General features: G+C 65.0%; 21 protein-coding genes. 17 read left to right on the top strand and 4 right to left on the bottom strand.

The window, feature by feature from the left end; translation table 11 throughout:
• Positions 1-90: 90 nt before the first annotated feature.
• Positions 91-531 (bottom strand): hypothetical protein, encoded by a 441-nt coding sequence (locus PGP17_RS05295; protein ID WP_270374514.1) that lies wholly within the window; start codon positions 529-531, stop codon positions 91-93.
• 94 nt (positions 532-625) lie between these two features.
• Positions 626-1,708, bottom strand: coding sequence for a serine hydrolase domain-containing protein (locus PGP17_RS05290; RefSeq protein ID WP_270374513.1), 1,083 nt, complete (start codon positions 1,706-1,708; stop codon positions 626-628).
• 268 nt (positions 1,709-1,976) lie between these two features.
• Here PGP17_RS05290 and PGP17_RS05285 point away from each other — a divergent pair, with 268 nt between their 5' ends.
• The 7 genes from PGP17_RS05285 (at position 1,977) to lpdA (ending at position 9,042) form a co-directional block, all read left to right on the top strand.
• A complete protein-coding gene (locus PGP17_RS05285; protein ID WP_135942931.1) occupies positions 1,977-3,206 on the top strand; it encodes a thiamine pyrophosphate-dependent enzyme in 1,230 nt (409 codons plus the stop codon).
• Positions 3,207-3,210: 4 nt separating this feature from the next.
• Positions 3,211-4,227: an alpha-ketoacid dehydrogenase subunit beta gene (locus tag PGP17_RS05280; protein WP_270374512.1), complete on the top strand. Its 1,017-nt coding sequence runs from the start codon at positions 3,211-3,213 to the stop codon at positions 4,225-4,227.
• 2 nt (positions 4,228-4,229) lie between these two features.
• Entirely contained in the window at positions 4,230-5,549 is a 1,320-nt protein-coding gene (locus PGP17_RS05275; protein WP_270374511.1) for a dihydrolipoamide acetyltransferase family protein, read from the top strand.
• A 4-nt stretch (positions 5,550-5,553) separates the two neighbouring features.
• A complete protein-coding gene (locus tag PGP17_RS05270) occupies positions 5,554-6,009 on the top strand; it encodes an SRPBCC family protein (protein ID WP_270374510.1) in 456 nt (151 codons plus the stop codon).
• A gap of 142 nt (positions 6,010-6,151) precedes the next feature.
• Positions 6,152-7,243, top strand: a complete 1,092-nt coding sequence (locus tag PGP17_RS05265) for a serine hydrolase domain-containing protein (RefSeq protein ID WP_270374509.1) — start codon at positions 6,152-6,154, stop codon at positions 7,241-7,243.
• Positions 7,244-7,310: 67 nt separating this feature from the next.
• Positions 7,311-7,508 carry a hypothetical protein gene (locus PGP17_RS05260; protein WP_135942927.1) on the top strand — a complete coding sequence of 66 codons (198 nt, stop codon included), beginning with the start codon at positions 7,311-7,313 and terminating at the stop codon, positions 7,506-7,508.
• A 115-nt stretch (positions 7,509-7,623) separates the two neighbouring features.
• Positions 7,624-9,042, top strand: coding sequence for a dihydrolipoyl dehydrogenase (gene lpdA / locus PGP17_RS05255; protein WP_270374508.1), 1,419 nt, complete (start codon positions 7,624-7,626; stop codon positions 9,040-9,042).
• 15 nt (positions 9,043-9,057) lie between these two features.
• Here the strand turns inward: lpdA and PGP17_RS05250 are convergent, their stop codons facing one another.
• Both PGP17_RS05250 and flgK read right to left on the bottom strand, forming a co-directional pair.
• The gene (locus PGP17_RS05250; protein WP_270374507.1) at positions 9,058-9,969 is read right to left on the bottom strand and encodes a flagellin; all 912 of its coding nucleotides are present in this window, start codon (positions 9,967-9,969) and stop codon (positions 9,058-9,060) included.
• A gap of 13 nt (positions 9,970-9,982) precedes the next feature.
• Positions 9,983-12,103 carry a flagellar hook-associated protein FlgK gene (flgK, locus tag PGP17_RS05245; protein ID WP_270374506.1) on the bottom strand — a complete coding sequence of 707 codons (2,121 nt, stop codon included), beginning with the start codon at positions 12,101-12,103 and terminating at the stop codon, positions 9,983-9,985.
• A gap of 440 nt (positions 12,104-12,543) precedes the next feature.
• Here flgK and PGP17_RS05240 point away from each other — a divergent pair, with 440 nt between their 5' ends.
• The 10 genes from PGP17_RS05240 to flhA all read left to right on the top strand — a co-directional run bounded on the left by PGP17_RS05240 (position 12,544) and on the right by flhA (position 24,687).
• Positions 12,544-14,571 (top strand): flagellar hook-length control protein FliK, encoded by a 2,028-nt coding sequence (locus PGP17_RS05240; protein ID WP_270374505.1) that lies wholly within the window; start codon positions 12,544-12,546, stop codon positions 14,569-14,571.
• A gap of 20 nt (positions 14,572-14,591) precedes the next feature.
• Positions 14,592-15,263: a flagellar hook assembly protein FlgD gene (locus tag PGP17_RS05235; RefSeq protein WP_270374504.1), complete on the top strand. Its 672-nt coding sequence runs from the start codon at positions 14,592-14,594 to the stop codon at positions 15,261-15,263.
• A 116-nt stretch (positions 15,264-15,379) separates the two neighbouring features.
• Complete coding sequence (locus PGP17_RS05230) at positions 15,380-16,771, top strand: flagellar hook-basal body complex protein (RefSeq protein WP_270374503.1); 1,392 nt, start codon at positions 15,380-15,382, stop codon at positions 16,769-16,771.
• A 185-nt stretch (positions 16,772-16,956) separates the two neighbouring features.
• Positions 16,957-17,229 (top strand): CtrA inhibitor SciP, encoded by a 273-nt coding sequence (sciP, locus tag PGP17_RS05225; RefSeq protein ID WP_135942920.1) that lies wholly within the window; start codon positions 16,957-16,959, stop codon positions 17,227-17,229.
• A gap of 170 nt (positions 17,230-17,399) precedes the next feature.
• Positions 17,400-19,025, top strand: coding sequence for a flagellar basal-body MS-ring/collar protein FliF (gene fliF, locus PGP17_RS05220; RefSeq protein WP_270374502.1), 1,626 nt, complete (start codon positions 17,400-17,402; stop codon positions 19,023-19,025).
• 3 nt (positions 19,026-19,028) lie between these two features.
• Positions 19,029-20,060 (top strand): flagellar motor switch protein FliG, encoded by a 1,032-nt coding sequence (gene fliG, locus PGP17_RS05215; protein ID WP_270374501.1) that lies wholly within the window; start codon positions 19,029-19,031, stop codon positions 20,058-20,060.
• 9 nt (positions 20,061-20,069) lie between these two features.
• Positions 20,070-20,735: a FliH/SctL family protein gene (locus PGP17_RS05210; RefSeq protein WP_135942917.1), complete on the top strand. Its 666-nt coding sequence runs from the start codon at positions 20,070-20,072 to the stop codon at positions 20,733-20,735.
• 13 nt (positions 20,736-20,748) lie between these two features.
• Positions 20,749-21,120, top strand: coding sequence for a flagellar motor switch protein FliN (fliN, locus tag PGP17_RS05205; RefSeq protein ID WP_135942916.1), 372 nt, complete (start codon positions 20,749-20,751; stop codon positions 21,118-21,120).
• Positions 21,121-21,154: 34 nt separating this feature from the next.
• Entirely contained in the window at positions 21,155-22,522 is a 1,368-nt protein-coding gene (flbD, locus tag PGP17_RS05200; protein ID WP_135942915.1) for a sigma-54-dependent transcriptional regulator FlbD, read from the top strand.
• A 131-nt stretch (positions 22,523-22,653) separates the two neighbouring features.
• Positions 22,654-24,687: a flagellar biosynthesis protein FlhA gene (flhA, locus tag PGP17_RS05195; protein WP_371872212.1), complete on the top strand. Its 2,034-nt coding sequence runs from the start codon at positions 22,654-22,656 to the stop codon at positions 24,685-24,687.
• The last annotated feature ends 9 nt before the right edge of the window (positions 24,688-24,696 follow it).

Raw genomic sequence — 24,696 nt, 5'->3', positions numbered from 1 at the left:
TTTCGCAGGACTGGTACAGGCGGGCAAACCTGCTCGGGCCGGCTTTGGAAAGGGTTAACCGCGGGCCGCCAAGTCCTTAAAATTACACATCTAGTCGACCAGCAATGGCTCATAATCCTCTAGCGGATCGGCCACGTCGGGAGCCAGGCCGCAATGCGCCGCAGCCTCCCGCCAGAAATCCACGACTTTCACGCTCGCACCGGCCTGATGGCCCGCCTTCGCAATCTTTGCCAGCAGCGCGCGCGGGTGGTCTCCCCTGATGAGTGCGCTTCGCAGCCCGGCCGGCAGCTTCAACCTCACCCGGATAGCGAACCGGGTCCAGTCGTCCGGGTTGGGGAAGGTGTCGAGCCTGCGGAAATCGATGATCACACCCCAGATATGGTCGCGCTCCAGCCGGCGATCGAGCTCATGGAGAGTCTCCATCGCACTGTCGAGCGTCGCCTGGCCGGCAACGGCGACATACCAAATCCGGTTACCGGACTCGATGTCAGGATTTTCGATGACCGTGTTGATGAGGATGGAACGCGACACGCAGGTGTCTCCGGGGGATATAGTCTGGAAACGCGTCCTAGCCAGTCGGACACTTCCAGAACGTGAACGAGATGAGCCGGTCTGCATCCGAATGTCAGTCGATCGCGGCGGTCACCGGCGGGGCCGGCAGGCGGTCCAGGACCGCGTAAACCTCCGGCCGGTTGCTTTCACTGCCGCGCCACAGGAACCAGCCCTGCGCCAGCAGATGAGTGCCGGTATTTCGACGCGAGACGATGACGATGTCGCGCTGGGGATCGATGACGAGAATCTGGCCGCCCCAGCCATCAGCGGCGATCAGCATCGAGCCTGCCTGCTGCTTCCCCCACCACAGATATCCGTAGCCGTCGAAGAAGCCGTTATTGAACATCTCGGGCGGGTCGGTCTCTGCGCTGGAGTGCATCGCCGTCATTTCTGTGATCCAGTCTTGCGATACGATGCGCTCTCCCTGGAACTCACCACCATTGGCGACCAGCAGGCCAATACGCATCAGATCGTCAGCGCTCATATAGATCACGTACTGACGCATGCTCGATCCTTCGACGCTGTCGTAATCGACATCGGCCGGTGAGAAATGCTGCAAATCCAGGGGGGTGCCGAGCCACTCGTCGATCAGCGCGCCAAGCGGCTGCCCGGTTTGCTGTTCGAGGATTTCACCCAGGGCATTGAAGCCCCAGTTATTATAGAAAAACTCCTCGCCCGGCTGCGCGGAATAGCGCTCCGGGCGGTCCCAGTTCTGACCGGACGCTTCGATATAGATGCCCGAGCGGGCCGTCATCAGGTCACGGATCGTGGCCTGTCGCTCGATCTCGGTCAGCGGCGATCCGGTATCGTCAAAGCCGATCTCCTCAAGCGTCTGATCAAGCGAGATCAAGCCGCGCTCCACAGCAATCCCGTAAAGGATCGCGATGAGGCTCTTGCGTACCGAATGGGTATTGATCTTCGCGGCGATCTGGCCCTCGCGATAGAGAAGCTGACCGTCGCGCGCGATGATCATGGCATCCACCCGCATCTCGTCCCGGTCACCGACCGCGGAGACGACTGCCTCACTCTCGTAATCGCCGGCTCGTTCCAGAAAGGCGAGCCCGTCCGGGTCCGTTCTTGAGCACCCGCCGATGGCTATGAGTGCGATCAGGCCCGCAATCGCGGCTGCGCGTGTGCTGTGTCTCGTCCCGGTCATGGATGGCGTCCCCTGCGTCCCCGCCTCCGGCCCAGCGCCGGTACGAATTGAGATCGGACGCTGGCACGCAGGTCACAGGCCTACAACTTTAATTCTTGTAACCTCCAGGCCACAAAACCCGGCGGCTGCGGGACTTTACACGCTGGGTGAAACCTTGTTCGCACGCGCAGCAAGCCTAGACATCGCCCTGCGGTCCGGTTACCTCCCGCACCGCACGTTTCGAGCCCTCCGCCGAGGGCGCTGCGAAGAACAGGACGGACCTGCCGCGATGTCGAATACAAACGCGCGCTTCCACGTTCCCACCGCGCCTTTCCGGCCCGGGGAGACGCCCGACTTTTCCAATCTGGACCTGCAGAAAGCCGGCGATGCCCCGCGTCCGGACCCGGGAATCGATGCCGGCGAAACCGCAAGTCTCGCCACCGGGCTGGTCGGCGTGCTGGACCATAATCACCAGGCGGTCGGCGAGTGGGACCCGAAGCTGAAAGCGGACCTTCTGCGCGAAGGTCTGTCGCACATGGTGCTCACGCGCATCTATGACGAGCGCATGCTGAAACTCCAGCGCCAGGGCAAGATGAGCTTCTACATGAAGTCGACCGGCGAGGAGGCCGTCGCCGTCGCGGCCGCCATGGCGCTCGACAAATCGGACATGGTGTTTCCCAGCTACCGCCAGCAGGGCATCCTCTTCGCGCGCGGGCGCAACATCGTCGACATGATGTGCCACTGCATCTCCAACAGCCGCGACAATCTCAAGGGCCGCCAGCTGCCCGTCCACTACACGTGGGCGGAGGGCAATTTCTTCACCATCTCCGGCAATCTGGGCACGCAGTTTCCCCAGGCGGTCGGCTATGCGATGGCCTGCGCCTACAAGGGCGAGGACCAGGTTGCGGCCAGCTGGATCGGCGACGGCACCACGGCAGAGGGCGATTTCCACTCCGCCCTGACCCTGGCCTCCACCTATCGCGCCCCGGTAATCCTGAATGTCGTCAACAATCAGTGGGCGATCTCTACCTATCAGGGCATCGCAAAGGGCGACGCGCCGACCTTCGCCGCCAAGGGTCTGGGCTATGGCCTGGCCTCGCTGCGTGTGGACGGTAACGACTTCCTGGCGGTTTACGCCGCGACACGCTGGGCACGCGAACGCGCGACCGCCGGCAAGGGCGCGACGCTGATCGAGCTGTTCACCTACCGCGCCGCCGCGCACTCCACGTCTGACGATCCGTCCAAGTACCGGCCCAAGAACGAAGAGACGGCCTGGCCGCTCGGCGACCCGATCGAACGTCTGAAGCAGCATCTGATCGGGATCGGCGAATGGGACGAGGACCGGCACGAGAAGCTGGAAGAGGAAATGACCAAGCTGGTCGTCAAATCCTACAAGGACGCGGAAAGCTACGGCACGCTGCATGACGGTCCGCTCGCCCCGACCGAATCCATCTTCGAAGACGTCACGGAAACACCCGACTGGCGCCTGCGCCGTCAGCGTCAAGAGCTGGGGATCTAGCGCCATGCCCGCGATGAACATGATCCAGGCCCTCAATTCGGCCATGGACATCCTTCTGACCCAGAACCCCGACGTCGTGATGTTCGGCGAGGATAGCGGCTATTTCGGCGGCGTGTTCAACGCGACGGACAAGCTGCAGGCCAAGCACGGCGCGCACCGGGTCTTCGATACGCCGATCAACGAGGCCGCGATTGCAGCCATGGCCATCGGCATGGCCGCCAAGGGTCTCAGGCCCGTCGCCGAGATCCAGTTCTCCGACTACATCTTCCCCGCCTTCGACCAGATCGTCTCGGAGATGAGCCGTATCCGCTACCGCTCGGCCGGCCAGTTCACGTCCGGGTGCGTGCTGCGCAGCCCGTGGGGCGGCGGCATTCGCGGCGGCCAGACCCATTCGATGAGCCCGGAAGCCTTCTTCACCCACATTCCCGGTGTGAAAGTCGCCATCCCGTCCAACCCGTACGACGCCAAGGGCATGCTGATCGCAGCGGCCGAGGGCAATGACCCGGTCATCTTCTTCGAACCGAAACGCATCTATAACGGCCCGTTCGACGGGGTGCCCGACGCGCCGCTGAAAAGCTGGGCCAAGCATCCCAAGGGCGAAGTGCCCGAAGGCCATTACCGCGTCGAGCTCGGCAAGGCCGAAGTCACGCGCGAAGGCTCGGCCTGCACGATCGTCACCTACGGCACGCTGGTCCATGTGGCCGAGCACGCGGCGGAAAAATCGGGCATCGACGCGGAGATCATCGACCTCAAATCGCTCTCGCCCTACGATATCGACACCATCGCCGCTTCGGTGAACAAGACCGGCCGCGCGATCGTCGCGCACGAAGCCCCGCGCACCTCCGGCTTCGGAGCCGAGCTGGCCGCGCAGATCCAGGAAGAATGCTTCTACGCGCTCGAAGCGCCTGTTCTGCGCCTTACGGGCTGGGACACGCCCTACCCGCATGCCCATGAATGGGCTTATTTCCCGATCCAGTCGCGCTTCATCCGCGCGATGGAAGCCGTCACGAAGGCCGTCTGACCATGAGCCAGTACAAATACAAACTTCCCGATGTCGGCGAAGGTGTCGTCGAGGCGGAAATCGTCGAATGGCACATCAAGGAAGGCGACACGGTCACCGAGGACCAGCACATCCTGGACGTGATGACCGACAAGGCGACGGTCGAAATCCCCTGCGCGGTCAACGGCAAGGTGAAGAAGATCGTCGGCGAGCCCGGCGAAGTCATCCCGGTCGGGACCGAAATCCTGATCATCGATGTGGAGGGCGAGGTCCCCGACGACGTGGAGGACCAGGCCGAGCCCGAAGCCAAGGATGCCGAGGTCGACACTCCGGACGAGACAGAAAAGAAGGACAGCGCGAAGCGCGAGGCGCCTGAACCCAGAAGCGAGCCCAAGAGCGAGCCTGCGCCGAAGCCCGCCGCCGCGCCCACGACCCCGGCTGTACGCGCCGACGGCGAGAAGCCGCTGGCCAGCCCGGCGGTTCGCAAGCGCGCGCTGGAAGCTGATATCGACCTGGCCGCCATCCCCGGCACCGGCCCGGCGGGCCGCGTCACGCACGAGGATCTGGACGATTTCATCGCCGCGGGCGGACGCCTCGCCTCCAAGGCGGGCGGCAGCGCCGGGGCGTCGAAAGCCCCGCGCACCGGAACCGAGGAGATCAAGGTGATCGGCCTGCGCCGCAAGATCGCGGAGAACACGGCCAAATCCAAGCGGACCATTCCGCACATCACCTATGTCGACGAGATCGACCTGACGGCGCTGGAAGACCTGCGCGCCCATCTCAACGCGAGCAAGCGCGACGACCAGACCAAGCTGACCATCATGCCCTTCCTGGTCCAGGCGTTGGTCAAGGCCCTGCCCGAGTTTCCCCAGGCCAATGCCCATTTCGACACCGACAACTCGGTGCTGACCCAGTATGACGCGGTCCATTGCGGCATTGCCGCAGCGACGCCCAACGGGCTGATGGTGCCCGTCATCAAGCACGCCGAAACGCTCGACATCTGGGACACCGCCGCCGAGGTCAAGCGTCTGGGCAATGCCGCCAAGTCTGGCAAGGCAAGCAAGGACGAGCTGTCCGGCTCGACCATCACCATCACCTCGCTCGGCGCCCTCGGCGGCATCGTGACCACCCCGGTCATCAACCTGCCGGAGACCGCGATCATAGGCGTGAACAAGATGCAGACCCTGCCGCGTTACGACGAGGCCGGCCGTCTCGTCCCGCGCAAGATCATGAATCTCTCTTCCAGCTTCGATCACCGCATCGTGGACGGCTACGAAGCCGCGCAGCTGGTCCAGAAGATGAAGGCGCTTCTGGAAAACCCGGCAACGCTGTTCATGGGGTGAGTTGATGCCGCTCGAAGCCCGCGCAGAGGTCGAGGTCTGTGCGTCTCTGGACGCGGCGTTCGAGCTGTTCGTGCAAGGTTTCGCGCAATGGTGGCCGCGCCAGTACTCCTGGTCCGGTGAGCATCTGGTCGATATCAGAATCGAACCGGGCCTTGAGGGTCGCCTCACCGAAACCGGGCCCCACGGCTTTACCTGCGACTTCGGCCGTGTGACGGCCTATGGCCCACCGGCCGGCATCGCCTTTCTCTGGCAGATCAGCCCCAGACGCGAACCCGTGCCCGACCCGAGCAAGGCCAGTCTCGTAACCGTAAAGTTCGAGGAGTCCCGCGGCGGTACGCGTGTCGCTCTGCGCCACACCTCGTTTGAAAACCACGGAGACGGGGCGCGCGACTACGCTGCGGCGATGGGGTCGGAACACGGATGGCCCTACATCCTGAGCTGCTATGCCCACGCGGCCTGAACCGCCCTCCGGTTCCAGAGGTGGGAGCCGCAGAGAACCTTGCCTGCACGGAAGTCGGGCTTCGCTGTCTTTCGAATAATTCACTCTTAACGGGTTAGAACGGCTGCTAATCTTCCGACAAAACAGGAGGAGTTTGCCGGAAATGATCCGTACTGCGCTAACTGCCAGCCTTGCTGCGCTTGCCGCGTCGGCTGCCCTTGCCCAGACTCCGGCGGCGGAAGAGTTTGCCGCGGGCCTCGCCGGCTACCGCCGCGAGCACCAGATCCCCAGCTTCTCGGTCATCGTGCTGCAGGACGGCGTACCGGTGGTCGAGGAGTATCTGGGGTGGTCGGATGACGAGGGCGATGTCGCAACGACTGCCGACACCGCCTATTACTCTGCCTCGGTCACCAAGACGGTCACGGGTACAGCGCTCTTCCTTGCCGATCGGGCCGGAGAGATCGACCTCGACCGCCCCTATTCCGACGCGGCAGACTGGCGCGACTTCTGCGAATGGTTCCCAGACTCCGGCATCATCTTGGCGGGTGGACAGATTGACGGGGTCGCGGTCCCCGATTTCGAGTGCCAGAGCCAAACCCTGCGCCAAGGCATCAACATGCAGGTCAATGGCGAGCCTGGCACAGATTTTCTCTACAATGCGATGGTCTTCGCGCGGCTGGGCCGGTTCATCGACGAGGTCCACGATCGGGATCTGCGCAGCCTGGTCTACGCCTATGCGCTCGACCCGGCGGGCATGGAGAACACGGCTGCCGGCTGGCGCGACCATGACCGCGGGCGCGTGTTGAGCTATCTCGCGCCGCCCTTCCACGTCGTGGATGGCCAGTTCGTGAAGCAGCCCTTTCCCGACGACGACTTTCGCGGGGCGGCCGGGCTGTATATGAGCCCCATGGAGCTTGCCCGGTTTGACCGGGCGCTGGACGACGGCACGCTGATGGACGCAGAGACCCGCGCCGTGCTGTGGACGCCCCCCGATAACGCGGACGGCACGCCCTCCGAATATTCCAATGGCTGGTTCCTGCAGGACTATCAGGGCGAGCGCCTGGTCTGGCATTCAGGCTGGCAGCCGGAAGCCTACTCCGCCATCTATCTGAAAATCCCCGAGCGCGGTCTCACCCTGATCGCGATGGCCAATACCGAGGCCCTGTGGTGGGGTAACCGGCTCGACCGCGCCGAAATCCACCGCTCCGATCTCGTCTCGGCCTTTATGGCGACGTTCGAAATCGGCAACCCGTGAAGCTCGCGAGGGGAACCTGCCAGGACCCGCCGCGTTCGTCTCGCCAGCAACTTATGGGGACGATCGCATGAAGACCTTCGGCATTTTTCTGGTTGGCGCCTTGCTCATCATCGCCGGCGTCACCTTCGCCCTGATCCAGATCGGCATTTCTCCGACCTGGATCGTGATTGTCGATCTCGTGATTCTCGGCATCGCCATCGCAAGCGGCGCGAGCCTCACCAAGCGCTGGGCCGATAACACGAAGGTCGAAGTCGACAAGGACTGAGAGCGGCACAGCTGGAGCGGCCGCGCGGGGCAGGTGTCAGCCTGCCCCTTTTTACTTGCGCACCAACCGGCTAAACCGGCGCCAAGTATTGCCGGTCCAGCAGGAGTAAAGCGCTATGGCCAAGTCCAAGACATGTCAGGTTCTCGTCGTCGGCGGCGGTCCGGGCGGCTACCCGGCCGCGATCCGCGCCGGACAGCTCGGCCTGGACACCATCATCGTGGACAAGCACGGCCTGGGCGGCACTTGCCTCAATCGCGGCTGCATTCCCTCGAAAGCCTTCATCCACGCCGCCAGCAAGTTTGAAGAGATGCGCCACACCGCCGAGAAAGCGGACATGGGCATCTCGCTGGCCAGCGCGCCGGAGCTGGACATGTCCGGCCTCGTGGCCTGGAAGGACTCCATCGTGGGCAAGCTGACCAAGGGGGTCGGCCAGCTCCTGAAAGCGGCCAAGGTCGAACATGTTGACGGCTGGGCCACCTTCAAGAACGCGAAGACCTGTGTGGTGGACACCGATGAGGGCGAGATCGAGATCACGGCGGAGAACGTGATCCTCGCCACCGGTTCGAAAGAGACCGAGCTGCCCTTCATGCCGTTCGGCGGCCCCGTCATCGGGTCTACCGAGGCGCTCGATCTGTCCGAGCTGCCCGAGAAGCTCGTCGTGATCGGCGGCGGGTATATCGGCCTGGAGCTCGGGATCGCCTTCCGCAAGCTTGGCAGCGAGGTGACCGTGGTCGAAGCACTCGACCGCATCCTGCCGCTTTACGACAAGGAATTGGTGCGTCCGGTCCAGACCTGGCTGAAGAAGAACAAGGTGACGCTCAATCTGGGCTGCAAGGCCAAGGGCATGCGCGAGGAAAACGGCAAGGCCGTGCTCGAATTTGAAGACGGCGACGCCAAGACGCACGAGGTCGAGGCGGACCGGATTCTCGTCGCGGTCGGGCGCAAGCCGGTGACCCAGGGCTGGGGCCTCGAGGCCATGGGCCTGGACATGGACGGCGCCTTCATCAAGGTCGACGACCAGTGCGCGACCGGCATGCGCGGCGTTTACGCCATCGGCGATCTGGTCGGCGAGCCCCTGCTGGCTCACAAGGCGACCGCGCAAGGTGAAGCCGTGGCCGAGATCATCGCCGGCGAACGCCGCCGCTTCGATCCTTATGGCATCGCGGCGGTGTGCTTTACCGAGCCGGAAGTATGCGGGGTCGGCCTGTCGCCGGACGAGGCCAAGGCAAAGGGCATCGCGACGAAGATTGGCAAGTTTCCGCTGGCCGCCTCGGGCCGCGCGCTGTCGATGGAAGGCGGGATGGATGGCGGCTTCGTGCGCATCACCGCGCGCGAGGATGACCATGTGATCCTCGGCATCCACGCCGTCGGCAAGCACGTGTCGGAGCTGTCGGGCGAGTTCGCGCTGGCCATCGAGATGGGCGCGCGCCTGGAGGACATTGCCGGCACGATCCACGTGCACCCGACACTGACCGAGTGTTTCGCCGAGGCGGCGCTGGCCGCGCTGGGCCACCCGATCCACATCTCTGCGTAGAGGCGAAGAAGCGCGCTAGCGCAGGAAGTTCAGCAGGCTGACCTGGGATAGCGTGCTGAAGGTCGCGGCCGAGACCTGGATGGCGTTCTGGGCCTGCTGGAACCGGGTCACCGCCCCGGCCACGTCCACGCCCTCGACGTCCTCGACGAACTGGGTGAGGTAGTTCTTCCGATCACCCTGGGCGGTGATCTCGCCTTCGATGCGCTGTTGCATCGCGCCGTTGCGCGCGGTCTCGGAGTTGATCTGTTCGAAGGCCTGGACCGTGTTGGCGATCTCCGTGCGCAGGAAAGCCTGCTGAGCGGCATCGACCGGGCCGTCGAATGGCCCGTTCGGTCCCGCGTCGAAATCGGCGATGCGTTCGAAAACGCTCATGATGTCGGTCGCGAAATCGGAAGCCAGGGGGCCGACGTCGACGGTGGTGTCCTCGTCGATCAGCATCGTCTGCTTGCGGTCCGAATTGTCGAACACGTCACCGATCGCCGCGGCGGCCTGCAGGTCGGCCAGGCTGTTGGCGTTGAACGGCGGGGTGTCGGTGCGCGTCCCGCCAAAGATGTAGGACCCGTTCGACTTGGTGTTGAGCGCTGCCCTGATCCGGTCGAAGCTCTCTTCGACTTCAGTCATCATGTAGGTTGCGTCGCCTGTGGTCAGCGCCTCGCGCAAATCCTTCACTGCGCCGGAAATCTCCTCAAGCGCCAGATTCTGGATGCTCAGCCGGTTATCGAGACGCTTGGCGGCCGAGTTGAAGGACTCGTTGCGCTCCAGCGCGCCGCGCGCGGCCAGAATGGTTTCGGCCTCATGGCCATAGCCTTTCAGATCCGGCGCGCGCTTGCCGGTGGAGTATTGCTCGCGCGCCTCGAAGGCATCGCGCTGCGCACGCATCAAGTCCATCAGGGCGGACTGGGATGCAGCCTGGGTTGAAATTCTCATGTTTCAGGCTCCTCTACACCATGTTCAACAAGGTGTCGGTCATTTCCTTGGCCGCCTGCATCAGGCGGGCCGAGGCGTTGTAAGCTTGCTGGTACATCGTCATCCGGGCGAGTTCCTCGTCCATGTTCACGCCCTCGACATCGCTGCGCTTCTGGTCGGTCGCGGCCTGGATGGCGCTGGCGCTGTCCAGCGATCGCTCGGCAACCGCGGCGCGCGAGCCGACATCGCCGGCCAGCCGGGCGGCGTATTCCTCGACGCTGGATACCCCGCCGGTCAGAGACCCGGCCCGGTTGAAGGTCCGCGACGCTGTCACCGCGCCCTGCAGCGCCTGTCCGCCGCGCGAGTCGCCGGCACTCAGGACCAGGTCACCCGGCACGGTCGCACCGTCAATGTCGAGCTTGGCCATGGCTAGCAGGCTGGTATTGCTGCGGATATCGGCCGAAACCTCGAACGTCTCCGCGCGAGCCATCCGGGCTGCATCGCCAACCCCGAAGAGTTGTGAGAAGGCCAGCCCCGTCGTGCCGCGCTGCGTGGTGTCGCTGGCGAGAGACACGTCGAAATTCTTGTATCCAGCCGTCGGGGTGAAGCTCAGCTTGCCATTGGCGTCCATCGCATACGTGCCGTACTGGCCGAGCCCCGAGGCGGGGTTGTTCAGCGCGGCAATCATGTCGTTGACGCTGGCGCCGGCCACCGGGACGGTGATCGACTGGATCTTGCGGCCGTCGGCCGCATAGATCGAGAAGCCGAGCTCTCCGCCCGGCGCGAGACCATGAGCGCTGGTCCCGGTCAGGGCGGTGTCGAAGAAGCCCGGACGCCGGCTGTCGACCAGGTCGTTCAAGCCGAAATAATGGGCAAAACCGCGCCCGCCCAGCGATGAGGGATTGGCCTCGTTCTGCATCGTGGCCACGCCGTTGCCCGCGCTGGCGGTCAGCGACAGCTCGCCATTGGCAAAGGTTGCCGTAACGTCGGGGGACGCGGCGGAAATCAGGGCCGCAAGGTCGTTCATCGAGTTGCCCGGCGTACCGTTGACGGTAAATCCGGCGGCGTTGAAGACCAGGTCGATCTGGTCGACCAGCGTCCCGTCGCCAGCCGTGATCGCGATCGTGGCCTCCCCCGATCCGCGCAACACATCGCTGCCGATCAGCCCCGTATTCCGACCCTCCAGCGCGTTGGGCGCGGGATAGGCAGAGGCATCGTTGTGGGCCGCGTTCAGCGCATCGGCGACGCCGGAAGTCAGCTCGGCCAGCTCATCGGCGATCTGGGGCAGGTGCTTGTCGCGCAGGTCCATCAGGCCGCGCAGTTCGCCCGACTTGATGTTCGCGCCAATATCGATGCGCGCGCCGGAGGACGAGACCTGTGCGGTGATCGCCCCGTACTCGACGCCGTACGCGCCGGTGCCGGCCGGCACGTAGTCCAGCTTGACCTGCTCGTTGTCGAGCAGGCTCACCCCGTTTTGCGTCTTGATGAAGACACGCCCGTCCGGCTGTGCCTCGACCCGGATGTCGAGATAGGTGGACAATTCATCGATCAGCTCGGCCTGGCGGTTCTCCGACCCGGTCGTGTCCATCGCATTCGCGGTCAGGGCACGCATTTCTCCGTTGATGGTCGAGAACTCGGCGACGATCTCGTTGACCCGCTCCACGGTGGACTGGACGCGCCGGTCGGTCTCGTTGCGCATGCTGCGGATCTCGGACGACAGGCGCGTTGCCTCTTCAAAGACCTCTTCCAGATTGGACAGCGCGGTCAGGCGCGATACCGACTCGGTCGGGTCGGCGGCCGCCTGGGCCAGTCCGGCGAAGGCTTGGTTGATACGCCCGAACAGCGAGGTTTCCTCGTCGGTGCTGCCGAACTGCGACTGAATGCGGTCGAGGAACTCGGACACCAGTTCGGCCCGGCCCAGGTCAGAGCTGCCCCGGATCGAGGCGGCCACCAGAAACTCGTCGACCACGCGCGAAATGCCGGTGACCTCGACGCCGGCGCCCTGTCCGCCGGAGCTGCGCGCGATCTGCTGGATCTCGCTTCGCGCATAGCCGGGCGTATTGACGTTGGCGACGTTGTTGGAGGCCGACCGCATGCCCAGCTGGGCTGCCTGCAGGCCCGACAGCGCACTGCCGAGAATGGAGCTCATGCTCATGATCGAGGCCCTTTCTGCCGGTCAGAAATGCCGGGCGCACGGAAAAAGCTGCCGGGTCCATCCCCGGCTCCGATACGCTGCGCGTCCCTGTAAACGTGAAACCAAGTCACTGTTTTTCTTCTCTTATTGGTCGGGCCTCGGCACACGCATCGCGGCAGCCAGGTCCCGGTTCAAGAGCAGACAGCGCAAGCTCCGGGCCAAGTGACGCGGCGCTCAGCGCGGCGCGGCGGCCCGGCAATTTCGCCGGAGCGTTTTTGCCGGGCGGCGACAAATGTCGACTCCGCAAAAACATTCAACTAATTGTTTTTATTGTTACTTTCTGATTGACGCGCGATGGCACAAGCCTTGTATGTAGAGGTCCTGTCCGGGTCGCAGAACCGCCAGCCCGATAACGAGATGCCGCAAAAAGCGGCGCGAATGTAGATGGGATGGCCGGGGCTATGACAGCCGCTAACAACATATCTGCACTCCCCGCTGTGCGCGCCGACGCTTCGGCTGCGCCCGCGGGCCGCTCACGCCAGAGCGCTGGAGAGCGCGCCGGATCAGGCTTTGACGTCATGGTCGAACGCTCGGCGCGCAACGAGCCTGCAGGCAAGGACCGTCCGCGCGTCAGCCGTGACAGTCAGGATCCCCAATCGACACGGTCGCGCTCCGACAAGGCGCGCTCCGAAGAGTCCCGGGCTCGCGATCGCGACACGCAGAAATCGCGCGAGGCAGACCGTGCGGAACGCTCCGAGGAGACCGGAAGCGCCCATCGTGCCGGCCTCGCTGCATTCGCCGAGGCCCTGGAAGCCGATCAGGCCGCCTCGTCTGCAGATGACGTCTCTATAGACGCTAAAGCATCTGACGAAATGGCGGCGGCGCAAGCCGCCTCGGGAAATGCTGCCGCATCGGACGCGCAAGATGGCGACGCCGCTCAGTCCACAGGGCAGGTCACACCGGCCCAGGTAACCGACGGCGCCGCGGCCGGACCGGCCGTGTCCGCGACGTCCCGACAAGACAATGCCGACGCACCCGAAACCACCTCCAGCCAGGGCCAGGCCCGCCCTGTCGAGCCGGCGCCGCAAACGGGCGGCAAGGACCTCGCAGCGGCCGCCAACGCCAAGGTATCGCCCGGCGGGGCAAACGCGCCTGAGGGCAGTGGCGTCAAGACTGCAGGACAGACCCAGCCGGCCGCATCTGCGCCTGGGCAGAATATGGCTGACGCCAGCGCAGCCGCCCAGGACGCCGAAGCTGGAGAGGCCAGCCAGGAAACCCGCCCGGCTCGCGACGGACAGGCCGCGTCGGCCGTGAACGCCAAAGGCCAGGTGGCGGGCTCTCAGGAGACGGGACAGGCTCAGGCCCAGGTCCAGTCCGGCGCCGCAGCGGGCGATGAGGCCGCCGCGGCTCAAAAATCCGACGCGGACGCCAAGGCCATCGATGCCGAGGCGGCCGCCGCTCAATCCGGCAAATCTCGAGCCGAGCAGACGGGGGCACAGGATGTGGCCCGGAAAGCGGTCCAGCCGGGCCAGGCACAGGCTCAGAGCGACGCCGCCTCCCGATCGCCCGAGGCCAAGGCCCAGGCTGCCCAGCTCAAGGCAAACGGAGCCGAGACGGCGCCGCGCGCGGCTCAGGCCGAAGCTTTCGCCGGTGAGTCTGCCGACGCCGAAATTGAACCCGCCGCGCTCAAATCGGCCGGCGATCGGCTGCGCGAGCGCATCGCGGAGGCGACCCAGGCCCGTCACGAACAGCGTAGCGACGCCCGCGCCACACAGGCCGGCCCGGAAACCCGTACCGCCCAGACACCCGCCCAACCGGCCGCCCAGTCCGCAGCCGCATCCCCGGCCGGCGGCGCTGCGGCCCAGGCTGCCTCCTTCATGCCCATTGCCGGCGCCGATCCGGTTCTGGCCGCAGGCGAGATGGCGTTCGACCGCAGTGCGAGCGACATGACCGGCGAACCGACGCTGGACGGGTTGCGCATCGAACGCGCCGAACGCGGCGCCGAAATGGTCCGCCAGGCACAAGGCCAGCCCCATGCGCATCGCATGATGCCGGCCCAGGTCCAGACCCTGGCCGCCCGCATTGCGCAACGCGCCCAGGACGGCGGCAAGGTGTTCGAAATCCGCCTCGATCCGGCCGAGCTCGGCCGGGTGGAAGTCAAGCTGGAGATGGGCCGGGACAACCGGGTCAACGCCATGGTCACGGCCGAACGCCCCGAAGCGCTCGCCGAGCTTCAGCGCAATGCGCGCGAGCTGGAACGCAGCCTCTCCGAGGCCGGTCTCGATCTTGGCGAGGACGGGTTAAGCTTCCAGCTCTCCGACCAGAACACGCCCAACCGCGAGGGCGATGAGGGGCGCGGATCTCACTTCGATCTCGCCGTGTCCGGCACCGAGCCGGGTGCAGGCACGGCGGATGTGACCGCACTCGTGTCTCGCGACATTTACGGGTTCGCGATCGGGGCGCGTGCGCGCCTTGATCTGAGCGCCTGAACCAGAAGGGATTAGGACCGATGGAAATCAACCCGCTTGGACAAGCCCTGTCCGGACTGAACGGCGGCGACAATGAGCTCGCATCCGGTCAGCTGGCCGACACGTTCGATACCTTCCTGACGCTGCTGACCCAGCAGCTGCAGAATCAGGATCCGCTCAACCCGATGGATTCCCAGCAATTCGTCAGCCAGCTGGTCGAGTTCTCCTCGGTGGAACAACAGATCAACCAGAACAAGTCCCTGGAATCGTTGCTCGCCCTCCAGGCCGCGACCGCGAACATGGGTGCCACCGACTATATCGGCAAGCTCGCGACCGTCTCCAGCGACTCCGCCTATCTGGCCGAAGGGTTCGCCCAGTGGCAGTACGGCCTGCCGCAGGAAGCCGCTTCGGTCCGCATGAATGTCGTCAACGCCCAGGGCAAGACGGTCGCCCGCCTGGATGGCGAGACCGGCGCCGGACCGCACATGTTCACCTGGGACGGCAAGGACGAGGCCGGAACCGTTCAGCCGAACGGTGTCTACCGCCTTGAAATCACTGCGCTTGATGCCAAGGACAACCCCATAGAGACGCCGATCCGGGTCACCGACCGGGTTACCGGCGTGGACCTGTCCGGCGACGAGGTGAGAATCGAAATGGGTGGCCTGGCCATCCCGATCGCCCAGGTGATCGGGGTCAGGCAGGCGCCCGACTAGACACGAACAACGCATAGGGGACGGATGGATCCCAGCCGGATCAGCGAGAAAAGCCGACCGGCTCTAAACCCAGCAGAACGCTTCCTTCAAACAAGAAACAAAAGGGAGCCCTTAACATGAGTATCAACTCCGCACTGGCCGCCGGCACGTCCGGCCTGCTGGCAAATTCGAGCGCTCTGGCCTCGATTTCGGACAATATCGCGAACGTGAACACGGTCGGCTACAAGCGCGTGAACACGGTTTTCACCCCGAACTACAAGGTTCAGGGCGGCGGCGAGAGCCGCTACGCCTCGGCCGGCGTCTCGGCGCGGACCCGTCTCGACGTGTCCGGCGAAGGCCTCTTGAACCCGGCCTCCTCGGCCACCGATCTGGCGATTGACGGCAATGGCTTCTTCCTGGTCCGGCCCAACCCGACGAATGTCACCGGGGCAGATCCTGTGCTGTTCACCCGGTCAGGCAGCTTCGAGACCGACCAGGGCGGTTATCTGAAGAACGACGCCGGCCAGTATCTCTATGGCTGGCCGGTCGCTCCCGACGGGACGGTCACCCAGAACCCGTCCAACGTGGATCTGCTTGAAGCGATCAACCTGTCCAATATCGGCGGCGCCGCGGAAGCGACCAGCTCCATCCGCATCAACGCCAACCTGCTCGACAGTCAGGCCATTTCGGCGGCCGAAGCGACCTACGATCCGACCAACCCGGCCAACAACATGGCCTCGGGGGCGGTCACGCCGGACTTCCAGCGCTCGATCCAGATCTACGACTCCAAGGGCGGTGTGCGCTCGATCACGCTCTCCATCCTGAAGAGCTCCACGGCCAACCAGTGGCATGCCGAGCTTCACGTCGACCCGCCGAGCGACGTGAGCACGGGCGCCGGTCTGAACAACGGCCAGATCGCCACGGGCATCCTGGCGTTCAACACGAACGGCCAGATCGACTCTGTCGCGACGACCCTGCCCAACAGCCTGTCCTTCCTCGGTTCGGACAACGTCGCGCCCCTGGGCGCCAACCAGTACCAGTGGGATGCGGCCACCGGCGTCGCCGGCCAGACGGTTTCGCTCGATCTGGGTTCGGCCGGAAACCCGGGCGGCATCACGCAGTATGACAGCCCGTCCGTTCTTAACTCGACCGTCGTGAACGGGGCTGTGTTCGGCGATTTCGCCGGCGTGGAAGTCAGCCCGGACGGGTTTGTCTCGGCCCGCTTCACCAACGGTGTCGTGCGTCAGGTCTACCAGATTCCGGTCGCCACTGTGGTCAACCCGAACGGCCTGGCCTCCGTTGGCGGGGGCTCCTACCAGATCACCCAGGAATCGGGCGCCTTCACGCTCAACCCGCCGGGAATCGGCTCCTCGGGCAAGCTGTCTTCGAAGACGCTGGAGAACTCCAACGTCGACATCGCCACCGAGTTTTCCAACCTCATCATTACCCAGCGAGCCTATTCGGCCTCTTCCCGCATCATCACCACCGCGGACGAGATGCTGGCCGAAGCCATCCAGATGAAGCGCTAATCGCCTTCATTATAAGGGCTCGACACTTGACCCCGGCGCTTCGGCGCCGGGGTAAATTTTTTCCTAACCTATTGTAAAGGCTAATTTTACCACAGCGTTTAGGCCTAAGTTAAAATCCCTCGCGTAGTCTCCACCCCATCAAAAAGGTGCGCTTGAACGTACCAAGCACGAAGGGATTGGGTTGGATGGAACGGCGAGTGAAAAAGGAAAACTACGTGATCGGCCCCGACGGCAGCCCGCTGACCGTTGCCGATCTTCCCGCTCCCTCGACCAAGCGCTGGGTGATCCGGCGCAAGGCCGAAGTGGTGGTGGCGGTCCGCGGTGGGCTGATCTCACTGGATGAGGCGTGCGAACGCTACCGGCTGACGGTTGAGGAATTCCTCGGCTGGCAGCGCGCGATCGAGCGCCACGGCCTGGCCGGCCTGCGCACCACGCGGATCCAGGATTACCGCCACTAGTTTCTCGTTCTCGAGACTGAAAAAGCACCGGGCGGGCTGCATGAGATGCAGTCCGCTTTGTGCATTTGTCCATATCGTTAAACCCGCGTTTACGCGACCGGTGGGAAAAACTTGCCTAGCAGGGGGCGGCATCGGGGCCGCCGGCAATGTGCAGGCAGGGACTCTCGACCGTGAACGCGCTTCTCGAACAGGTTTCCAAATTCGGGATTGGCCGGCTGATCGCCATTTTCGGCCTGACCGTCGGTGCGGCAGCCGCGCTCGTCCTCTTCACCATGTCGATGAGCGGTGACGGCGACTCCTTGCTGTTTTCCGGCCTGGAGCCGGCGGATGCCGCCACAGTCACCGAGCGCCTCGACACTGCGGGCATTGCCTACGAACTGCGCGAAGGCGGCTCGGCGGTCTATGTCAGCAGCGATACGGTCGACGAAGCCCGGCTGCGCGTGGCGTCCGGCGGCGCGTTGAGCTTCGGCTCCGTCGGCTACGAGATCTTCGACGAGACCGACGCGCTGGGCACGACCAGCTTTGTCCAGAACGTCAACGCCAAGCGGGCGATGGAGGGCGAGCTCGCCCGGTCCATCAACTCCCTGGCATCTGTTTCGGCATCGCGCGTTCACCTGGTCCTGCCCGAGCGGCGCCTGTTCAGCCAGGAGACCGAACAACCGTCCGCCTCGGTCGTCCTGACCACGCGCGGAGAGCTGGACGCCGCCCAGGTCGAAACCATCCGCAACCTCATCGCCACCGCCGTTCCGGCGCTGGCGGCCAACCGCATCACTGTGGCCGACGATCGCGGCCGCCTGCTGGCCAGCCCGACCGATGGCGACAATGCCTCCGTCGCCGCGCTGGAAAGCCGCCGCGCCGGGGTCGAGCAGAATCTGCGCGGCAAGGTCCGCGATGTCGTTGAGGGCGTCGTCGGTTCGGGCGGAGCGCGTGTGGTGGTGACCGCCGAGCTGAACCGGGAAAGCCTGACGGAATCCAGCCAGCAATTCGATCCCGACGGCCAGGTCCTGCGCTCCACCGAGACGCGCGAGGAGTCCGAAAACGAGCAGAATGGCGCGCGCAACGGCCTGGTCACCGTGGATCAGAACCTGCCCGGCGAAGAACCGGCCGCCGACGGACCCCAGTCGAGCCGGACCCGCCAGTCGGAAAACGAGGTGCGCAACTTCGAAATCTCCAGCACGACCACCACGCGCGTGATCGAAGCCGGCGGTGTGGACCGTCTGGCCGTCTCGGTTGTCGTCGACTATGCGGAGAGCGTGGCCGAGGACGGCACGATCACCTACACGCCGCGCAGCCAGGAAGAGATGGAAACCATCACCCGGCTCGTGCGCGCTGCTGTCGGCGTGGACGAGTCGCGCGGCGATGTCGTCGAAGTCAATCAGATGCAATTCTCGCGGCCCGACCTGACGCTGGGCTCGGTCGCACCCACCGGCTTCTCGCTCGGCCGTTCGGACATTTTCCGCATTGCCGAGCTGGCGGTACTGTTCCTGACCGCGCTTCTGATCGTGCTGCTGGTCGCGCGCCCGCTCGTGCGCGGCGTGATCAGCGGACCGCAGCCGGCCGCGGCCGCCGCGAACGCCGGCTCGGTCCGCATGATCGATACGCCGGGCCTCACTCATCAGGGCCAGGCCGCCCTGCCCGACGATTCCAACACGATCGGCGAAGGCGACGAGCGCATCGACATCGACCAGATCGACGGTCAGGTGAAGCGCTCCTCGGTCAAGAAAGTGGCCAATCTCGTCCAGGATCACCCCGATGAGAGCATGGCAATCCTGCGCAACTGGATGCACGAGAGCTAGGCCATGAACGCAGACGCACGCAAACGCACGATCGACGATCCCGCCAAGCTGACCGGCGCCGAGAAGGCTGCGGTCATCCTGATGGCGCTCGGCGAGGAACAGGCCTCGCTGTGGCACCAGATGGACGAGGAGGAGATCCGCATCATCTCCCAGGCCATGGCCACGCTCGGCCAGGTCACGGCCGGTGCCGTGGAGAAACTCATCCTCGAGTTCGTCGGCTCTATGTCCACCACCGGCTCCATCATGGGCTCGGTCGAGCGCACGCAGAAGCTCCTCTCCTCCTTCCTCGACGAGGACCGGGTTGAATCCATCATGGAGGAGCTGCGCGGTCCGGCCGGCCGTACGATGTGGGACAAGCTGGGCAATGTGAACGAGACGGTCCTGGCCAACTATCTCAAGAACGAATACCCCCAGACCGTCGCCGTCGTGCTGTCCAAGGTCCAGTCCGAGCACGGCTCGCGCGTGTTGGCCGCCCTGCCCGAAGACTTCGCCCTCGAAGTGGTGATGCGCATGCTGCGCATGGAGCCGGTGCAGCGAGAGATCCTCGACAAGATCGAGGAGACCCTGCGCACCGAATTCATGTCCAACCTGGCGCGCACGTCCAAGCAGGACAGCCATGAAATGATGGCGGACATCTTCAACAACTTCGATCGCCAGACCGAGAACCGTTTCCTGGCTGCGCTGGAAGAACGCAACCGGGACAGCGCCGAGAAGATCCGCTCTCTCATGTTCGTCTTCGAAGATCTCGGCAAGCTGGACCCGCAAGGCGTGCAGACCCTCCTGCGCAGCGTGAACAAGGACGAGCTGGGTCTGGCGCTGAAAGGCGCGTCGGACACGCTGCGCGACCTGTTCTTCTCCAACATGTCCGAACGCGCGGCCAAGATCCTGCGCGAAGACATGGCCTCGATGGGGCCGGTCCGCCTGAAAGACGTCGATACCGCGCAAAGCAACATGGTCAACCTCGCCAAGGATCTCGCCGCGAAGGGCGAAATCCTCATCGCCGACGGCGGTGGCGAGGATGAATTGATCTACTAGGAGTTACCGGTGAGCCAGGCCTACAAGCCCTTCGAATTTGACCGGGTCTTCGCTGAAGACGGCACTGTGCTGCGCGACGGGCACGGCGCGAACAACCGCATGCTCACGCGTGAGGAAGCCGACGCCCATGCCGCCGAGGCGGTCGACGCGGCACGCAAGAGCGACGAGGCCCAGGCTTCGCGCGAGGCGGCCGAGGCGCTGCGCCACCTGTCAGGCCACATGCAGGCAATCCTGTCGCGCATGGAGCAGGAATCCACTGCCCTGCGCGAAGACGCCACCCGTCTGGCGCTCGCCGCCTCCGCGCGCATTGCCGGCAAGGCGCTGGACACCTACGGCGCGGACACGATCGAGGAATGCGTGCGCGAGGCGCTCGGCGACCTGCGCAGCGAGCCGCGCATCTCGGTGCGCGTGGCGCCCCACCTGGCCGAGATCATGGCCGAACGCCTGACCAACGCCGCCGAGGACCAGGGCTTTGAAGGCGCGGTCATCGTGCGCGCCGACGACCAGGTCGCGACCGGCGATTGCGCACTGGAATGGCGCGCCGGGGTGATCGAACGCACCGCCACCCAGATCGAGGAGCGTATCGCCGGCGCCATCGAGAAATGGCTGGCGCGCGAAAACACCGCGGCTTCGCATGAAGACGATACGCCGGCCACCACCGCAACCGGCGCCTAGGAGGGTATGACCCATGTCTGACGACAATAATCTCAAGCTGCCCGAGCTGGAACAGAACCCCGCCGGCGACAGCTCGCAGGATCAGGCCGAATCCGGTGAGGTCACCCCGTCGCTGATCGGGCACGAGGCGCGCACCGCGGTCGACCTGCAGCCGGTCTTCGATGTCCCGGTCAATATCTCGGCGGTACTGGGCAAGGCCCATATCGATGTGAATTCGCTACTGAAACTGTCGTCCGGCTCGGTTCTTGAGCTCGACCGCAAAGTTGGCGAAGCCATCGACATCTACGTGAACAACCGCCTCGTCGCCCGGGGTGAAGTGGTCGTCGTGGAAGATCGCCTCGGCGTCACCATGACGGAAATTATCAAAGACGGGGACGGCAGCTAACGCCACCGCCGAGAAGGTGTAAGGAGACGAGCCTATGCGCGTACTGATCGTCGGCAGCCTCGGTGGACAATTGTCCACCGCCACCAAGATCGCCATGGACCGCGGAGCCAAGGTCGCTCACGTGGACACGGTCGAACAGGCTACAAGTTATCTGCGGGCCGGCCGTGGGGCCGATCTGCTCATGGTCGATGTCAGTCTGGATATCGGCGCCTTGATCAAGGCTAACGAGCTGGAGCGCATCACCGTCCCGATCGTGGCGTGCGGCGTGAATGTGCGCCCCGAAGCGGCCGCCGGCGCGATCCGCTCCGGCGCGAAGGAATTCATTCCCCTCCCGCCCGAAGCCGACCTGATCGCCGCCGTACTCGCCGCCGTCTCCGACGACGAGCGCCCGATGATCGCGCGCGACCCGGCGATGCTGCAGGTGGTCGAGTTTGCCGAGCGCGTGGCACCGTCCGACGCCTCCATCCTCATCACCGGCGAGAGCGGTGTGGGTAAGGAGGTGATGGCGCGCTTCGTTCACCAGAAATCGAAACGCGCCTCCAAGCCCTTCGTCTCGGTCAACTGCGCGGCCATCCCGGAAAACCTGCTCGAATCCGAACTCTTCGGTCACGAGAAGGGCGCGTTCACCGGCGCCGTCGCGCGCCGCGTCGGCAAGTTCGAGGAAGCCGATGGCGGCACGCTGCTGCTGGACGAGATCTCCGAAATGGATGCGCGCCTGCAGGCCAAGCTGTTACGTGCCCTGCAGGAACGCGAGATCGACCGGGTGGGCGGCGCCAAGCCGGTCAAGGTCAATATCCGCGTGCTGGCGACCTCCAACCGCGATCTGCGCAAGGCTGTGCAGGACGGCACGTTCCGTGAAGACCTGCTCTTCCGCCTGAATGTGGTGAATCTGGCCGTTCCGGCCCTGCGCGAACGTCCCGTCGACGCGATCGCGCTGGCCCAGCATTTCATCAAGAAATACTCCGCCGCCAACGGGGTGGACGCCCGTCCCCTCTCCGAGGCGGCCAAGGCCCAGATCAGCTCGCGCGAATGGCCGGGCAACGTCCGGGAGCTGGAAAACGCCATGCACCGCGCCGTGCTGCTGGCCAGCGGCGCCGAGATAAGCCCGGATGCGATCCGCATGCCGGACGGATCGACCTTCTCCAGCGCCGGCGCGAGCGGCGGTGTGGCCCGCCAGGCGGCGGAGGCTGCAGAGGCGCTCCAGAACATGGTCGGGCGCACGGTGGCCGAGGTCGAACAGGATCTGATCCTGGACACGCTCGATCACTGCATCGGCAACCGGACCCATGCCGCGAACATTCTCGGCATCTCGATCCGTACGCTGCGCAACAAGCTGAAACTCTACTCCGACCAGGGCGTGCCTATTCCCGGCCCGGGCGAAACCCGCGCGGCCGCCGGCTAGCGACTTCTTTGCACTGCGAGACCTTCTAGATGGCTGAAACGTCCGCCTCCTCTTCACCCGCGCCGGTTTCCGGATCGGGCGGCCTGACCTGGCAAGGCCTGGCGCGGCGCCTCCTGCGCAGCGACGTGGCGATGGCCGTGGGCATTCTGGCCATTCTGGTCATGCTCATCCTGCCGCTGCCCAAGGCGCTGCTGGACTTCTCGCTCGCCATCTCGATCTGCTTCTCGATCATGATCCTGATGACGGCGCTGTTCATCAAGTCGCCGCTGGAATTTACCGCCTTCCCGGCCATCCTGCTGGTCGCGACCATGTTGCGGCTCGGCCTGAACGTCGCCTCCACGCGTCTGATCCTGTCGGAAGGATCGGGCGGGACCGGGGCTGCCGGCGACATCATCGAGGCGTTCGGAGCCTTCGTGATGCAGGGCAATTTCGTCATCGGCATCATCGTCTTCATCATTCTGGTGATCGTGAACTTCGTCGTCATCACCAAGGGTTCGGGCCGGATCGCGGAAGTCGCGGCGCGCTTCACCCTGGACGCCATGCCCGGCAAGCAGATGGCGATCGACGCCGATCTGTCCTCCGGACTCATCAACGAGGACGAGGCGCGGACCCGCCGCAAGGAGCTGGAAGACCAGTCCAACTTCTTCGGCGCGATGGACGGTGCCAGCAAGTTCGTGCGCGGCGACGCCGTGGCGGGCATCCTCATCACCTCGATCAACCTGATCGGCGGGATCATCATCGGCGTGGCCCAGTCCGGCATGGCCTTCGGCGACGCGGCCAACACCTATTCCACCCTCACGATCGGCGACGGCCTGGTCTCCCAGATCCCCGCCCTGATCGTCTCGCTCGCCGCCGGCCTGCTCGTCTCCAAGGCGGGTGTGGAAGGCGATGCGGAAAAGGCCGTGTTCGGCCAGCTGACCGCCAACCCGGTCGGGATCGGCGTCGTCTCGGCCTCGGCGATCGCCATCGGCCTGCTGCCGGGCATGCCGCTCATCCCGTTCGCGCTGATGGGGGCCGGGGCGGGCGCGCTGGCCTGGACGACATCGCGGCGGCGCCACAACGCGGCGCAGGACGAGATCGCCGCCGAGGCCAAGGAAGCCCAGAGCGCGGCCCAGGAACAGCAGAATACCGAGCCGCCGATCGAGGACACGCTGCATATCGACGAGCTGAAGATCGAGCTCGGCTATGCCCTCCTGCCGCTCATCAACGACGTGGAAGGCCGCCGCCTGACCGACCAGATCAAGGCCCTGCGCCGCAACATGGCCCAGGATACCGGCTTTGTGACCCCGTCGGTGCGCATCATCGACAACATGCAGCTGCCCGGCGAGCAATACATCATCCGCGTCAAGGAGATGGAGGCGGGCAGCGGGTCGCTGAAAATGAACTCCCTGCTGATCATGGATCCGAGCGGCGCCCAGGTCGACATGCCCGGCCAGCACGTCAAGGAGCCGGCCTTCGGCCTGCCCGCGACCTGGATCGATGACAATCTGCGCGAGGAGGCCACCTTCCGCGGCTACACCATCGTGGACCCGGCCGCGGTCCTGGTCACCCATCTCACCGAAATCCTGCGTGACAACATGGCCGACCTGCTCTCCTACGCCGAGGTGGAGAAGCTCCTCTCCGGCCTGTCGAAAGAGCACCGCTCGCTGGTCGACGACATCACGCCGGGCCAGATCACCAAGGCGGGCATCCAGCGCGTCTTGCAGAACCTCCTGTCCGAACGCGTCTCGATCCGCGATCTGGCCGGTATCGTGGAAGGCATCGCGGAAGCCTCCGGCGCGACGCAGAATCTCGATACGATCACCGAGCATGTCCGCTCCCGCCTGGCGCGCCAGATCTGCCATTCCAACCGCGGCCCGGACGCCACCCTGCCGGTTCTCACCCTGTCGCCCCAATGGGAGCAGGCCTTTGCCGAAGCCCTGATCGGGGAAGGCGACCGGCGTCAGCTCGCGCTGGCCCCGTCAAAGCTGCGCGATTTCGTCTCCCAGGTGCGGGAGGCCTTCGACCGCGCAGGCGCCACCGGCGACGTTCCGGTGCTTTTGACGAGCCCGGGGATTCGCCCCTATGTGCGCTCGCTGACCGAACGCTTCCGTCCGCAGACGACGGTCATCAGCCAGAACGAAATCCACCCGAGCGCGCGCCTGAAAACGCTCGGTCAGGTCTAGAGCGGTCAG

Origin of the sequence: Marinicauda sp. Alg238-R41 (genome assembly GCF_947331485.1) — a bacterium.
GTDB classification, from domain to species: Bacteria; Pseudomonadota; Alphaproteobacteria; order Caulobacterales; family Maricaulaceae; genus Marinicauda; species Marinicauda pacifica.
This window is presented reverse-complemented; position numbering and strand designations above follow the sequence as displayed.

What these genes read in the sequence shown, in the direction of transcription:
- PGP17_RS05280 (WP_270374512.1), top strand. Translation starts at nt 3,211, where the DNA reads ATGCCCGCGATGAACATGATCCAGGCCCTCAATTCGGCCATGGACATC.
- PGP17_RS05260 (WP_135942927.1), top strand. Translation starts at nt 7,311, where the DNA reads ATGAAGACCTTCGGCATTTTTCTGGTTGGCGCCTTGCTCATCATCGCC.
- PGP17_RS05275 (WP_270374511.1), top strand. Translation starts at nt 4,230, where the DNA reads ATGAGCCAGTACAAATACAAACTTCCCGATGTCGGCGAAGGTGTCGTC.
- lpdA (WP_270374508.1), top strand. Translation starts at nt 7,624, where the DNA reads ATGGCCAAGTCCAAGACATGTCAGGTTCTCGTCGTCGGCGGCGGTCCG.
- flbD (WP_135942915.1), top strand. Translation starts at nt 21,155, where the DNA reads ATGCGCGTACTGATCGTCGGCAGCCTCGGTGGACAATTGTCCACCGCC.
- PGP17_RS05250 (WP_270374507.1), bottom strand. Translation starts at nt 9,969, where the DNA reads ATGAGAATTTCAACCCAGGCTGCATCCCAGTCCGCCCTGATGGACTTG.
- PGP17_RS05290 (WP_270374513.1), bottom strand. Translation starts at nt 1,708, where the DNA reads ATGACCGGGACGAGACACAGCACACGCGCAGCCGCGATTGCGGGCCTG.
- fliG (WP_270374501.1), top strand. Translation starts at nt 19,029, where the DNA reads ATGAACGCAGACGCACGCAAACGCACGATCGACGATCCCGCCAAGCTG.
- PGP17_RS05230 (WP_270374503.1), top strand. Translation starts at nt 15,380, where the DNA reads ATGAGTATCAACTCCGCACTGGCCGCCGGCACGTCCGGCCTGCTGGCA.
- PGP17_RS05285 (WP_135942931.1), top strand. Translation starts at nt 1,977, where the DNA reads ATGTCGAATACAAACGCGCGCTTCCACGTTCCCACCGCGCCTTTCCGG.
- fliN (WP_135942916.1), top strand. Translation starts at nt 20,749, where the DNA reads ATGTCTGACGACAATAATCTCAAGCTGCCCGAGCTGGAACAGAACCCC.
- PGP17_RS05265 (WP_270374509.1), top strand. Translation starts at nt 6,152, where the DNA reads ATGATCCGTACTGCGCTAACTGCCAGCCTTGCTGCGCTTGCCGCGTCG.
- sciP (WP_135942920.1), top strand. Translation starts at nt 16,957, where the DNA reads ATGGAACGGCGAGTGAAAAAGGAAAACTACGTGATCGGCCCCGACGGC.
- PGP17_RS05270 (WP_270374510.1), top strand. Translation starts at nt 5,554, where the DNA reads ATGCCGCTCGAAGCCCGCGCAGAGGTCGAGGTCTGTGCGTCTCTGGAC.
- PGP17_RS05235 (WP_270374504.1), top strand. Translation starts at nt 14,592, where the DNA reads ATGGAAATCAACCCGCTTGGACAAGCCCTGTCCGGACTGAACGGCGGC.
- PGP17_RS05240 (WP_270374505.1), top strand. Translation starts at nt 12,544, where the DNA reads ATGACAGCCGCTAACAACATATCTGCACTCCCCGCTGTGCGCGCCGAC.
- flgK (WP_270374506.1), bottom strand. Translation starts at nt 12,103, where the DNA reads ATGAGCATGAGCTCCATTCTCGGCAGTGCGCTGTCGGGCCTGCAGGCA.
- flhA (WP_371872212.1), top strand. Translation starts at nt 22,654, where the DNA reads ATGGCCGTGGGCATTCTGGCCATTCTGGTCATGCTCATCCTGCCGCTG.